The sequence below is a fragment of the Paracoccus actinidiae genome (genome assembly GCF_030863885.1).
Classification (GTDB): domain Bacteria; phylum Pseudomonadota; class Alphaproteobacteria; order Rhodobacterales; family Rhodobacteraceae; genus Paracoccus; species Paracoccus everestensis.
Map to the genome: position 1 here is coordinate 4,335,098 of NZ_CP132956.1, position 12,711 is coordinate 4,347,808.

At 59.3% G+C, this 12,711-nt stretch carries 14 protein-coding genes; 6 read left to right on the forward strand and 8 right to left on the reverse strand.

The genetic code is table 11. The features are described 5' to 3' along the window. Positions 1-394 precede the first annotated feature (394 nt). Positions 395-1,177: an ImuA family protein gene (locus tag Q5701_RS21445; protein WP_306752964.1), complete on the reverse strand. Its 783-nt coding sequence runs from the start codon at positions 1,175-1,177 to the stop codon at positions 395-397. 959 nt (positions 1,178-2,136) lie between these two features. Between Q5701_RS21445 and Q5701_RS21450 the strand changes: the two genes are divergently transcribed. Together Q5701_RS21450 and Q5701_RS21455 are read left to right on the forward strand one after the other, a co-directional pair. Next, positions 2,137-3,266, forward strand: a protein-coding gene (locus Q5701_RS21450; protein WP_306752965.1) for an IS3 family transposase whose coding sequence is annotated in 2 segments (ribosomal slippage) — positions 2,137-2,371 and positions 2,371-3,266 — 1,131 coding nt in all. Because the reading frame shifts where the segments join, the coding sequence is not laid out codon by codon here. A 166-nt stretch (positions 3,267-3,432) separates the two neighbouring features. After that, positions 3,433-3,789: a hypothetical protein gene (locus tag Q5701_RS21455; RefSeq protein WP_306752966.1), complete on the forward strand. Its 357-nt coding sequence runs from the start codon at positions 3,433-3,435 to the stop codon at positions 3,787-3,789. A gap of 226 nt (positions 3,790-4,015) precedes the next feature. Here Q5701_RS21455 and Q5701_RS21460 read toward each other — a convergent pair whose 3' ends face one another. From Q5701_RS21460 to Q5701_RS21470, 3 genes are all read right to left on the reverse strand, one after another. Beyond that, positions 4,016-4,234, reverse strand: a complete 219-nt coding sequence (locus Q5701_RS21460; protein ID WP_306752671.1) for a DUF3072 domain-containing protein — start codon at positions 4,232-4,234, stop codon at positions 4,016-4,018. Positions 4,235-4,745: 511 nt separating this feature from the next. Next, positions 4,746-4,970 carry a DUF1127 domain-containing protein gene (locus Q5701_RS21465; protein WP_306752967.1) on the reverse strand — a complete coding sequence of 75 codons (225 nt, stop codon included), beginning with the start codon at positions 4,968-4,970 and terminating at the stop codon, positions 4,746-4,748. Between the two features lie 602 nt (positions 4,971-5,572). Then, a complete protein-coding gene (locus Q5701_RS21470; protein WP_306752968.1) occupies positions 5,573-6,052 on the reverse strand; it encodes a VOC family protein in 480 nt (159 codons plus the stop codon). Positions 6,053-7,101: 1,049 nt separating this feature from the next. Here Q5701_RS21470 and Q5701_RS21475 point away from each other — a divergent pair. Further along, a complete protein-coding gene (locus tag Q5701_RS21475) occupies positions 7,102-7,656 on the forward strand; it encodes a hypothetical protein (RefSeq protein WP_306752969.1) in 555 nt (184 codons plus the stop codon). Between the two features lie 420 nt (positions 7,657-8,076). Continuing rightward, the gene (locus Q5701_RS21480; protein ID WP_306752970.1) at positions 8,077-8,253 is read left to right on the forward strand and encodes a ribbon-helix-helix domain-containing protein; all 177 of its coding nucleotides are present in this window, start codon (positions 8,077-8,079) and stop codon (positions 8,251-8,253) included. Positions 8,254-8,505: 252 nt separating this feature from the next. Here the strand turns inward: Q5701_RS21480 and Q5701_RS21485 are convergent, their stop codons facing one another. After that, the gene (locus Q5701_RS21485) at positions 8,506-8,778 is read right to left on the reverse strand and encodes a helix-turn-helix domain-containing protein (RefSeq protein WP_306752971.1); all 273 of its coding nucleotides are present in this window, start codon (positions 8,776-8,778) and stop codon (positions 8,506-8,508) included. A 478-nt stretch (positions 8,779-9,256) separates the two neighbouring features. On the opposite strand from Q5701_RS21485, the gene Q5701_RS21490 reads away from it, so the two are divergent. Further along, entirely contained in the window at positions 9,257-9,811 is a 555-nt protein-coding gene (locus Q5701_RS21490) for a helix-turn-helix domain-containing protein (RefSeq protein ID WP_306752972.1), read from the forward strand. Positions 9,812-10,484: 673 nt separating this feature from the next. Then, positions 10,485-11,126 carry a helix-turn-helix transcriptional regulator gene (locus Q5701_RS23015; RefSeq protein ID WP_373568585.1) on the forward strand — a complete coding sequence of 214 codons (642 nt, stop codon included), beginning with the start codon at positions 10,485-10,487 and terminating at the stop codon, positions 11,124-11,126. On the opposite strand, the gene Q5701_RS21495 is transcribed toward Q5701_RS23015, so the two are convergent. From Q5701_RS21495 to Q5701_RS21505, 3 genes are all read right to left on the reverse strand, one after another. Beyond that, positions 11,032-11,496 (reverse strand): helix-turn-helix domain-containing protein, encoded by a 465-nt coding sequence (locus tag Q5701_RS21495; protein ID WP_306752973.1) that lies wholly within the window; start codon positions 11,494-11,496, stop codon positions 11,032-11,034. The genes Q5701_RS23015 and Q5701_RS21495 overlap by 95 nt on opposite strands. A 323-nt stretch (positions 11,497-11,819) precedes the next feature. Continuing rightward, positions 11,820-12,146, reverse strand: coding sequence for a BrnA antitoxin family protein (locus tag Q5701_RS21500; RefSeq protein ID WP_306752974.1), 327 nt, complete (start codon positions 12,144-12,146; stop codon positions 11,820-11,822). Further along, positions 12,127-12,435 (reverse strand): BrnT family toxin, encoded by a 309-nt coding sequence (locus Q5701_RS21505; RefSeq protein WP_306752975.1) that lies wholly within the window; start codon positions 12,433-12,435, stop codon positions 12,127-12,129. Before Q5701_RS21505 ends, Q5701_RS21500 begins: the two co-directional genes overlap by 20 nt. Positions 12,436-12,711 lie beyond the last annotated feature (276 nt).

Genomic DNA, 12,711 nt, shown 5'->3' on the forward strand with positions numbered 1-12,711 from the left:
GAGCCTCAATTTTGGTAATTTGGCATAGCCTTGCAAGCTTCAGAGACGCGCGCGGATTGAAGCGCTATTGGAACATGATGGCGTTGTAGAGCGACCCCCGCCGACGGGCTCGTCCTCGTGCCGGTGGAGTTGATTACCAGCCATTCGGCGGATCGACCGCCACGATGGGCAAAATCCGATGCAGAACGCAGGGTGCCAGACGCCCGAGCGAACCCGCATCTGCCGCTGGATCAGCAAGCAGCACTTGCAGCCCCGGCACCAGCCCTGCGCCTTGCTGACCATCATACGGACGTGCAGGCCGAGCAACAGCGCCACCTCACCCGCCGCAGTGATCAGCCGCCGGCGGCCCGCCCGGCCGGCCAGGACCAGCGGCGCCTCAGACGAGGGAGCCGCCTCAGGCGCCTGCCGCCGCAGCCAATCGATGGGCCAGAGCGGCAGGGTGACCGAGATGACCCGTGCCATCGCATGCCTCCAGTTCAAGATCGAGACTTTCTCCCGCCCGCGCCCGGATCAGCTCGATGAGCCAGCGGGCACGGCCGACACCCGGAACAGGCAGGGGTGTCGAGGGCAGCACTGACACCCGCCAGCGGGTCATCGCTGCGGTAGGCTGGCCGAAGTCATAGGCGTCCTGCTGGCGCCGCCAGCGGCGAAGTGCAATGCCCGTGGTGCCTGATCCCTTGGCCGCAAGGTGCAGCCGCCGCGAGGCCGTCATCGAGAGCCGCGCGACATCGGCCACCACCGCACCGAGCCCGCCATGGCGCAGCCCTTCCTCCATGCAGGCCAGCACCGAGACGTCGTCACCCGCCTCGACATAGATCACCCGATCCGGGCCAAGGCCCGCCTGCTCAAGGCCGGGAGCGAAGAGGTCCGCCTGCGTCACGCACCAGAGCACTTGTCCTGGCAGGCGGGCCGCGATCCCGGCCACAAAGCAGGAGGCCGCCGCACCGTCCACTGCGCCATTGCCTCCTCCTGCGACTTCGTGCAGGCAGCCCAACGCCAACCCACCCCCGGGCAGGCGGCGGTCCAGCTCATCGACACCGAAGGGCAGCGCACCACGCGACGGCCCGCCATCACCCTCCATCTGCGCGATCTGCTCGCGCAGGGCGGCAATGGCGGGGTTGAAGGACCGGGCAGGCATGACGAGAATGGCTCCAGGGCAGCGCGGAAGAAACAGCATTGTTCCTGTTTTGTTCCATTCTGCCCGAAACTGTCAATCCGGGGTAGGCCTTTGATCTGGAGATATCTTGGTTGCTGCGTTGTCTTAAACTGACAACACGTGCGGAGCAGCGCGACATTCCATATCTCTGGACCGCTCTCCCTGTGCTAACGTTTCCCAGCGGCATTCGCCCAACATTGACGTGTTGATGACCGAGCTTTGAAACGAGGCTTTCATGAAGACCGCATATGTCGGCACAGCCGTCTGGCTCCTGTGCAGCACAATCGTCCACGCAGGCGGGGTTGAGCGGAGCAACCAGTTTCTCGGTCCGCTTTTTGAGCCAGGCAACTATCTCGAACTGAGCTATGGCCATGTCTCGCCCAGCATCACAGGAGCAGATCTTCCGCTGGGCCCCTACCCCGGCGGTGAACGCACGGGCGATATTGCGTCCTCCTACAACAGCTTCGGCTTTGCCTATAAGCACCAGTTCAATGATGCCTGGTCAGCAGCCATCATCCTGGACCAGCCATTCGGAGCCGATCTCGCTTATCCTACCAGCGGCTCCATCAATCTTGGTGGAACCGGAGTGGTCATCAACAACACCGACCTGACCGGCATCATTCGCTTTGCGGTTCCAGAGAGCGGCTTCGGTGTTCACGCGGGTCTCCGCGGTGCACGCACCGACGGAAGCGTGACGTTGGGCGGCGCGTCTTTCGGTCCCGTAAACGGGTACCGTGTCGATGTGGACAGGGATACCGCTTACGGGTGGCTCGCCGGGGTGTCTTGGGAAAGACCTGACATCGCCGCGCGTGTGTCCTTGACCTATAATGCGGTGATCGAGCATGACTTCGACATCACCGAGAGCGGTCCCCTTGTGGATCCCGATGGACCAGGCCCCGCACCAGCCTTGCCGCTTCTGGACCTGCTCCGGTTTCGTTCCGGTCTTCTGAGAGCAATGGTCGCCAAGAAGGAGACTGGATATGGCAGCGACACACAGCGACGAGTTCAAGCGAGATGCGGTTCGCATCGCGCTCACCAGCGGTCTGACACGGCGCCAAGTTGCGTCGGATCTTGGAGTGGGACTTTCGACGATCGGAAAATGGATCCGGGCGATTTCCGAAGAGGCCCGAGTTCCCGAACGGGATGCTGATCTTCTTCGCGAGAATGAACGGCTGCGCACAGAAAACCGGATACTTCGGGAGGAGAGGGAGGTGCTAAAAAAGGCAGCTCAATTCTTCGCGGCTCAAAAGCCGTGAGGTTCCAGTTCATTGCCAGCTATCGCGGCAGCCTTTCGCGCAGTCGGCTGTGCCGCTTGATGGGCGTAACGGATCGTGGGCTGCGAGCCTGGCGGCACCGGCCGCCATCGCAGCGACAGCGGCGCGACATGGTGATCCTGGCCCATATCCGCGACCAGCACCGCCTAAGCCTGGGCAGCTATGGCAGGCCCCGCATGACCGTGGAACTGAACGAGCTGGGCTTGCGGGTCGGCCAGCGTCGCGTCGGCCGTTTGATGCGTCAGAACGGTATCCGGGTCGTCCGCAGCCGCAAGTTCAAGCGCACCACGGACAGCGATCACGTCTTCAACATCGCACCGAACCTCCTGCAGCAGGACTTTTCGGCGAGCGGGCCGAACCAGAAGTGGGCCGGCGACATCACCTATGTCTGGACGAGGGAAGGCTGGGTCTATCTGGCGGTCATCATCGACCTGTTCTCAAGGCGCGTCATTGGCTGGGCCATCAGCAATCGCCTGAAACAGGAGCTGGCGATCAGGGCGCTGAACATGGCGATCGCGTTGCGCCGTCCGCCACCGAGCTGCATTCACCACACAGACCGCGGCTCGCAATACTGCGCTCACGACTACCAGAAGATCCTGCACAGTCATGGGTTCAAAGTATCGATGAGTGGCAAGGGCAACTGCTACGATAATTCGGCCGTTGAGAGCTTCTTCAAATCGCTGAAGGCCGAACTGGTATGGCGCCGCGACTGGGTCACTCGACGAGAGGTCGAGATCGCCCTCTTCGAATACATCAACGGCTTCTACAACCCGCGCCGCAAACACTCAGCCTTGGGCTGGAAATCACCCGTAGCCTTCGAACAGAGGGCCGCCTAACATGAGCACCTGACCGGAACAGAACTGGTGCAGGTCCATTCTGGATGGGCGCTCGACGCTGACGGTCAAGACGCCGAAATCCTGGAACCTCGAGTTTCAGACCGGCATCGATCCAAATACCCTTGTCTTTGGTTCGATCCGCTGGGTGGATTGGTCAGGCTTTCGGGTGGACCCAGAAAAGCTCCTTCAGGTGACCGGGAGCGGCCTGGTGGACCTCAACGACACCACCACGTTCACCATCGGCGTTGGCCGCAAGTTCACCGACAATTGGTCTGGCGCGGCAAGCTTTACCTATGAGAAATCCGGCAATGACCTTGTCTCACCGCTGGCACCGGTCAACGGTCAAAAGGGCGTCAGCCTCGCGGCAATCTACACCCGAGACAGGATCAAGATCACCACAGGGGTCAGTTACATCAAGCTGGGGAATGCTCGGCCCGAGACCGGCACGCCCGACACAGCCCGCGCCGAGATAAAAGGCAGCCACGCCTGGGGCGTCGGAATAAGGGTTGGCTACAGCTTCTGAGAGCAAGGTGCTGGCTTTGGGCGCCCCGTTCGGCCACCGAAGCGGTCAGCCTCGCCTCTGGGCCAGCTCGGCCCGATCTGCACCAGGAACTTGTCGGGTGATGCCTTCCGGAAGGGGATGTACCGAGCGCCAAGAAAGTTGGAGCCCCGGCGTCTTACAGAACCGCTGTCGCTCAAGCTGCAGACCTTGAGGACGTAGTTCGGCCTCCTCGGTCAACGAGGCGCTCTTAGTTAAGCCCCACCTTGGCTTTCAGCGCATCGATGCGCTTCGAGGCCTCTGCCTTGCTGATGGTTTCGTCAAAGGCGTCGGGATCGTCGGCCTGCTCGCTCAGCGTCTTGAGATAGGACGCCTGCGCACCGGTCATGGGATCTTCGCCGCTGACCCAGGTATCGGGATCTTTCTCGGCATTGTCGGTGGGATGGGATTTCGGGTTTTCATCGGCCATAGGGAATTGCCTTCTACAGGATGCCGCAATGTAACACGCATCAGATGTTCCGGTTCCGTTCGCATTCATCCAGAAGCCGGGGAGAGAAGAGCAGCAAGGCTATCCCACTGTGTGGGCTCGCAGTGAAGCTGTCCTAAGGGGTAGCCGGACAAGACCGATCCCTTGCTGAGGATAAGACCATCCCGCTCAGCGGACTACCGGCGTCTCGACCGCTTCGGAGGCGATGCTCCATTTCCATTGTTCGACATGAAAAAGCGGCGACGCCCAGGGAGGAGGAGGGGCGCCGCCGCGGAACGCTGGCCCCGGGAGGAGGGAGGGGCCGCGTATGGGTGCGGCAAGGCCTAGGAGGAGGAGAGGCCATTGCCGCCAACGAACGGACCATGGGAGGAGGAGGGGTCCGTCGCATTGGGTGCCGCGGAACAGAGCGGCTATATGGCGGCGGCATCCTCTGGCAGAAGAATGCCACCAGTCCCGGCCCCATGGGGAGGAGGAGGGGCGGGAAAACGTGTTCTTACTTTGCGCCCCAGGCCGCTTCATGGGCCAGGCGGGTGATCATCGAACGGCTGATGCCCAGATCAGCCAGATCGCGGTTGGTTAGTGCATTCAGTTCGCGCACCGTCTGGCGATAGATCACACGGCGGGCGCGGTTTTCCTGCATGCGCTGGATCGCAGCCATCAAACGGCCTGCGAAGCCATCGGTGGCAGCGGCGTTATGGGCGTGGGCGACAGCAGCCATGGTGTATTCCTTATCAGTATCTTTGTTCTTGCGTTTGCGCCCTGCCCGGATTGGCCTTGCGCTCTCTCGATGGACCAAAGATGGCGCTAACAATGCGACTGCACAACGGATCCTTTGGGATTGCTGCTATGCAGCATATGCAAGCTTAATGCGCCAACCGCGTGCGTTTCCCGCGCAAGCGATGGCGGGAGGCCTGCCGAATACATTCCCTGGCAGTCTTCCAGCGCTTCATGAGCAGGCACTACTTGCCCAGTCCCTTGGCGGGATGACGACGATTGCAGCACTCCAGCCGCGGGCAGCTTCAATGGTATGGCCTGTGGCCGTTCAACAGGAACACGCCTGACAACGTTGTCAGTCGGGAAGCTACCCTATGGGAAACGTCTGAGCTCCAAATCTGGACCGGATTTTGGAGGGGTGATCGTGGTTGTGATGCCTCCCTTCAGTGCTGGCAGGATGGTCAAGGTTGGTGTGCAGATCGCGGAAGCCTGATCATCGCTGCGGTTTCGCCAGGACCTTTATGCAGCCTCGGCCGGGCGCGGCATAGGATAGGCGGGCATTGAGCGCAGCTGGAGGTCAGGAGCTCCCGGTCGAGCGCGTGGTGTTCACCCTCGCCGAGCCGCGTCGATTGCCGCCACATCGATCTTGCGCATGGTCATCATGGCCGCAAAGGCGCGCCGCGCCTCGTCCCCGCCGGCCATCATCGCCTCCGTCAGCGTGCGGGGCGTGATCTGCCAGGACAGGCCCCAGCGGTCCTTGCACCAGCCGCATGCGCTTTCGCTGCCGCCGTTGCCGACGATGGCGTTCCAGTAGCGGTCGGTCTCTTCCTGATCATCAGTGGCGATCTGAAACGAGAAAGCCTCGTCCGGCTTGAAGACTGGCCCGCCGTTCAGGCCGATGCACGGGATCCCCGCCACCGTGAACTGGACAGTCAGCACATCTCCCTTCTTGCCAGACGGATAGTCGTCGGGCGCGCGGTTGATTGCCTCCACGCGGCTGTCTGGAAAGACGGAGGCGTAGAAGTTCGCGGCCTCCTCGGCCTCCTTGTCGTACCACAGGCAGACGGTGTTCTTGGCGATGGTCATAACGGTTTCCTCCCTGATCATCCCTTGGAGTATGAGGCAGCATTCCAGGCAGCGGGGCTACCCTGCCGCAGGTGGTGATTTAAGCACAGGTGACGCCCGAAGGGTGGCACTTTGCTTTCTCGGCCGTTCGACAGCTACACTTCAGAACTTGGTTCATGATCTGGCTGGCATATATCTGCTTGCACATGGCCGACGCCGCTGGAGAGTTTCGAATGAGCGGGGCTACCCTGCCGCAGGTGGTGATTTAAGCACAGGTGACGCCCGAAGGGTGGCACTTTGCTTTCTCGGCCGTTCGACAGCTACACTTCAGAACTTGGTTCATGATCTGGCTGGCATATATCTGCTTGCACATGGCCGACGCCGCTGGAGAGTTTCGAATGGACCGCGCCAGCACTTCTGCGACAAAGCCAACACGATGCGGGTGGCACTATGCTCGGGAAGGGTAACGTCGCACTGTTGTTTGGCAAGGAGTGTGGTTGGTGCCTGTGATGCCTCAAGAGACTAAGAGTCCAACAGAGGTGCTGGCAGGCCTGGTCGAACGAGTGACGTTCCACAGCCCTGAGAGCGGCTTTTGCGTCTGTCCGTCGTCGAATGATTTGGAACAGGCGGCCTGATGTTGGTCTGGAGGGCTTTGGCTCTGTGGGTTGAGGTTATGCTGCGTGGCGCTGATGGTTCAAGCGCCGGTTCTGGATGGTCAGTTGGGCCAATGCGCCATGGCACGCGCCAGCTCTATGGTAAGCGCGCGCGCCATGGCGCAGGCCACCGCCACCTGGCCTGGTTTTACGCCGCCGCGTGGCCGGGTTTTGCACCGACGTTGACACCCAGGCCCGGCTGAACCGCCTCAGGACCAGGGCAAAGGCGTCTGAGACCCGCCGCAAGATCATTGTCGGTTCTGTGCTCACGACGGAAGCCTTGAAGGATCCGAAGATCGCCCGCTGGATGGCCGCCACCCTGCGCAAGACCGTCATCCGCGAGGTTGATCAGAAGGAACTCGTGGGATTGCTGGCCGAACTCGATGCCAAGGCGCAAAGCGCTGGGGCGGGTGAGCCGTGAGCGTCAAGGACCCTTTCGAGATCCTGGCCGACGAGATCACCCTGATCCGCCGCCAGATCGACCAGCTGCAGCGCACCAGCCTAGACCGCAAGGAGGCGGAAAAGCTCAATGCCGTGGTGGCCCAGGGCCTCGACCGCATGGCCAAGGTCGGCCCCGCCGTCCAGAGCCGCATCGAACAGAGCTTGGCCACCGCTGCCCTCGATCTGCGCCAGCATACCGTCTATGCGGCCTCGGAAGGCGCCAAGGAGGCCATCCGCGAGGCGCATCTCGAAAGCGTCAAGGCGGCAGGAGACCTTCGTAAGGCCGCCGGAGAAGCCCGCAGAGAGGCCTGGAGGTGGTTTGGCGGGTTCTGGGTGTGGTTGACCTCTGCGGTCCTCACAGGCTTTGCTCTGGGCCTCCTAGCCATGTTCCTGCTGCAAGGCCGCGCCGATGCCCGCAAGTTCGGTCAAAGCCCAAGCACTTTCTGCAAATGGGCAGGCGGGGAAACCATGTTCCACAACACCGGAGACAAGGCCTGCGTGTTCTGGCTGGAGCGGTCAGCTGCAGAGTAAAAGAACCCTCTCCGCATATCCTTGTGCCTCAGACTGCCCCGCTTGCTAGCGGGGCATACTGGAGAAACTGTCACTCGGGACCATGAAACCAATAAACAGGGACTTTGTAACAGGCCTACAACCAATTTTCATACATGAAGTTCCATGTAAGTAACTGAATTTCTTAAAGTTGTTATATGTAAAAGTGAAACAACCGAAGGGTGATAAGAGTCTTTTTGTGGCTGCTTTCCCCGGAAGTCACCACTTGGGGTGTGCCGACTTTCTCAGCCAGCTCGGCTTGCGTCAGCTTCGCCTCCATTAGGGCAAACTCTGCATCGACCTTGGCACCGGCCACAAGCCGACAGCTTTGACGCATCTGATCTGATCGGAACTTGGGCGCGCTAGGGTCTGTTTGGCATCCAACCCTGGAGAAACCCCCATATGCAAAGCTCGTCACCTCCCATCACCCTGCCCGATGATGTTCGCCGTGGTTTGGACATCGCAGCCGGGGAGGCAGGAAAGACCCCATCCGAGATTGTCATGGAAGCACTGGAACAGTTCGGGATTGAACGCCTCAGCGAGGACCAGTTTCAAAAACGCATGACAGGCTCGCAGTAGAGGTTAAGCTTTACAGGCAACTCAACTCATGGTTGTACATTTGGACAAGTTGTTGGATGCGTCAGCTTCCGGCATAACCACCCCATCAGCCGAGCGGCCTTTGTGTTGTGGTTTACGAGTTCTCGTCGCTCGGCTGGAAAATCCCCCCTGAACGAACCCGATCTGGAGCTGATGCCCTTGTGGGGATCATGCCGACCTTCTGGGCAAGCGCTGTCATGTTCCGGGCACGGGCAAACTGTTCTGCCGTCATAGCTAGACGAACCCAACCTGGAGTTGGTGACCTGTGGCTTCGGCATAGCGCCGCAAGGTGGAAATCGACGGGGAGACTCGACCGCCCTCCAGTCTGTCTATGGCCGATTGGGTTGTACCGATTTTCTCAGCCAGTTCGGCTTGCGTCAATTTTGCCTCCCGCCGTGCAGTAATCATCGCTTCGATTAGGGCAAACTCTGCATCGACCTTGGCATATTCTTTGCGGACTTCTGGATTATCCATCAGCCGCTGTTTCAGCTCAGCAAGCTTTGTCATGGCGTGACCTCCTTCATCCTTCCCCTCCTTGCCTGATCCACCCCATCCGGTGCAGCTTGGTGTAACACCCTTGCGTGTCCGATCGACCGCTCGTCCTCCTTCCAGGGGGCCTCCCGGCCGATGCCAAAAACTCCACAGCCCGTCCTTTCGGCGGGGGCTCGCCAGCTTCCTGGCGGGCGCTCCCCCCCGGCGCGCAAGCGCGCCCGGACTGTGGATTTTTTCGCCTTCCTAAGATCATAAGAAGGCGAAAAAATAAGTATCTGAAAAATAATTGTTTTTTATGGGGGGGTGCGCCATAGCTCATGTCGTAGGGGTGCGTCATAGCTCATGTCGTAGGGGTGCGTCATTTATGGCAATCTTCTTGCCATCCTTGTCCAATTTTTTGACTTGATAGGGTCTCATTGAATTGTCATCTTTGTCAAAAAATTGGACAAGGATGGCGCACCCCTGCGCCATAATTAGCGATTTTGGACATGAGATGATGACTGAGCTTCCAAAGAAGAAGGCTCCTGGTAATTGGGTTCAGACAGAACGGGCCGCGCATGAGGCTTGGGCAGGGTTAATTCAAAAAGCCCCTAAAGCAGCTCAGCTTATGCATATCTTAACCGCTCGCGTTGGTGAGCATAACGCAGTTGTAGTCAGCCAGAAGACTTTGTCAGACTTAATGAAATGCAGCCGACGCACCGTTCAGCGCGCAGTAGATGTTCTAGTTGCAGATCGGTGGATCGAGATCCGGCAGATTGGCGAGAATGGCACTGTCAATGCTCACATCATCAATGACCGTGTCGCCTGGAGCGGAAAGCGGGACGGTATCCGCTATAGTCTCTTCAGTGCAGCAGTTGTCATTTCGGATGCTGAACAACCAGATGCGGCTGAACTGGGAAATCAGGAGCCTCTGCGTCGTCTACCCAGCTTGTTCCATGATGAGGGACAGCTGCCTTCTGGTGACGGCCTTCCTCCACCATCGCAGCCATTCTTGAGTGGCATGGAGCCTGATCTGCCAGCCACAAACCAAGAAGAGGACTTGGATTAAACCCCTTACAGCGCAACACTTGCAGCAAGAGGCAAAGCAAAGGGACGCAAGGGGTAATGCAATACACTGCTGGAGAGGCTGCAAAGGCCACAGGCAAGAACATTGCCACCATCACGAGGGCAATAAAATCAGGAAAAATCTCTGCCTCAAAGGATGCTTCAGGGGCTTGGAGGATTGAGCCCTCCGAACTGCACCGCGTTTTTCCTGCCTTTGCGCAAGTGTTGCAAAGTTCCGAAATGCAACAAGACGCAATACCTGTGGAAGAGCAAGAATCCGGTACTACTAAGGCCTTGCAGGAAGAACTTGCAGTCTTGCGTGAGCGGGTCCGGAGCCAAGACCAGCTTTTAGCTGATCGTGCCGATCAGATCGTTGACTTACGGACCAGGTTAGACCGGGAAGGAGAGGAGAGGCGCAAACTAGCAGCTATCCTGACTGATCAGCGCTCTCGCCCTATAGAAGCTAATCCTGCAGACCCCGTGCCACCTTCTCCTCCCCGTTCCTGGTGGCCTTGGCGCCGATGACCTGAATATCCTGGCTAGGCCTGACAACCGGACCGCGATCCTCTGCCCTGGCCTGTGACTGGTCAGCGATCGAGGCCGGCGGCCTTGCGCAGCGTCTCGTCGATGCGGATTTGCCAGCCAGGGCCACCGGTGTCCGGGGTCTGTCACATATCGTGACAGATATTTCCGCACCCTCGGACATTGGACGCCCGCCGTTACGTGGGACATTTACCCAGACTGACCGTGCTACGCATGAGGCATGGGCGAAATTTTCAATCAAGCGCCCTGCCGCATCTGCTGTTTTGCACTATCTGACCGCGAATGTAGGATACCACAACGCGGTGGTTATCCCGCAGAAGACTATTGCAAAAGCGCTTGGGGTGTCAGACCGAACCGTTCGTCGGGCGGTTGAAGACCTTTCAGAAGGAAATTGGGTTCAGGTAGTTAAGATAGGCGCGGGTCGGGAGTGTGCCTATGTCCTGAATGATCGGGTTGCATGGGCAGACAAGCGAGACAACCTGCGCTTATCCAGATTTTCTGCCGAGATTATCGCAGATGCTGATGACCAATCAGAGCATACGCTCTCTGGTCCCGAACTACATCGCTTGCCCGATCAATTCCCTAGTGAAGTGCAGCTCCCATCTGGTGACGGCCTGCCGCCTGTGTCGCAGCCTTTCTTTGACGGATGGAGCCGGATCTCCCCGCCACTCGCCGCGAAGACTAATGACCCAGAAAACGTGACCAGAAGCCTCGCTTTTCAGGCTCTCCCAACTGCTCTGTGGGACGCGGCAGAGCCTTCATCATTTCGTCGATAATTCGCCCTCGTTCATCTCGGACGGCTTCTGCACGCACCCTCCCCTCCCGTTCCTGATCTAGATCCTCCTTCATCTGGGCCAAAGCCGCTTTCAGGGTTTCCACCTCTTTGACAAGCTCCCCTGGCAAGTCGCCAGAATGGCTTTGTTTTTCCACGTCAAGCCACTGTCCGAGCCCGTCAATTCCGTTGCTAGGTTTTCCATCCCTAAGCTGGTAAAGGCGGGCAAGCTCTGCAGTGTCAATTTGCCAGCTTTCCGACCCTCCTGCCTTTACTTTTTGCCCAGATATTGTGCCATCTTTAAGAGCTTTTTGCAGAGTGGGACGTGATACATCATAAAGCTTGGCAGCCTTGGAAACGCTTATCATCGGCATGGCACCACCCCCTGTAAAGCCATTGTCCGATCGCTTGCCATGGGTGGCAAGTCATTTCCACTCTCCGCTTTGTGAATTCCCCTAAGAGTGCGCTCGATGAGCTGAAGACCCTGACCAAGGTTGCTGTTTATCAGGAAGAGCGCCGCCTAGGCCGTCTCCCCCTGCCAAGGGCAAGCTCAGCACCCATCCGACTTGGTGAGACAGAAGAGGCCTGCACAATGCAGGCCTTTTATATAGTAAAAGCCAGCCGGACACTTCCACTGCGGCAAGGCTCCAAACCTGTTCAACGTGTTGGCAGCGCTGCTGGAGAACTGATCTGGCAGTCAGCGATGCGATGCCTTGGCCTGAGCTTGACGCTGTTCCAGCATCTCACGTCGCAGGATGGCATTTAACCGGCTCTGGTAGCCCTTGCCCTGCGACTTCAGCCAGGCCAGCACGTCCGCGTCTACCCGGGCAGTGATCTGCTTCTTGACCGGGCGGTAGTGCGCGGCGGGCTGCATCTCGGCCAACTGCGCCTCGGTCAGTTCGGGCAGGTCGCTGAGATTGATGGTGTCGTCCGGCTGGGAGGTCAAGGCCTCCAAGTGCCGGCGCTGTTTTTCGGTCAGAGGCGGCAGCGTGTCAAAGGTGTGGCTAACGGGTTTCCTGCTCATAGCGCTTCCTTTCCCTCGGCGTGGCGCGCCGGGCCGAGATGATGCGGATGACCTCGACAGCGTCGCCCTCGACGTCATCCTCGGTGATGGTATGGGCGACCAGAAGCACGGTGACGCCATGCACCACGCCAAGGGTCTGCCAGCGTTCTTCGCCGTTCTCAATCCGGTCTTGCCGGGTGAGGCGGAAGGGGTCGCGGAACACCTGCACGGCCATCTCGAAGGCAATCCCGTCATGCTTTCGCTGGTTGGAGCGGTTCTTGATCTCGTCCCAGGCAAAGCGCAGTGTCATGGTATAAATGTAGTTGCAATTTTGCCAATTCTCAAGGCTCTGTCTGACCCGTCTGCGCCCCTTGTCTCCCACAACCCGGCTGCCCCTCCTCCCCGCCGCCGTGTCATAAAACCTGATCAGCCGATCAGCAGCCGGAGGTTGAGTTTATCCGATGCATCAGCCAGGCTCTAATCTGGGGCTTGGATGCCCCAGAGAGGATAAATGTGTCCACTTTCTTGAGGCAGGTGGCCATGTCCCTCACACGTCGCGGCCGCTCTCCTGGCTCGGTGAGCCAGA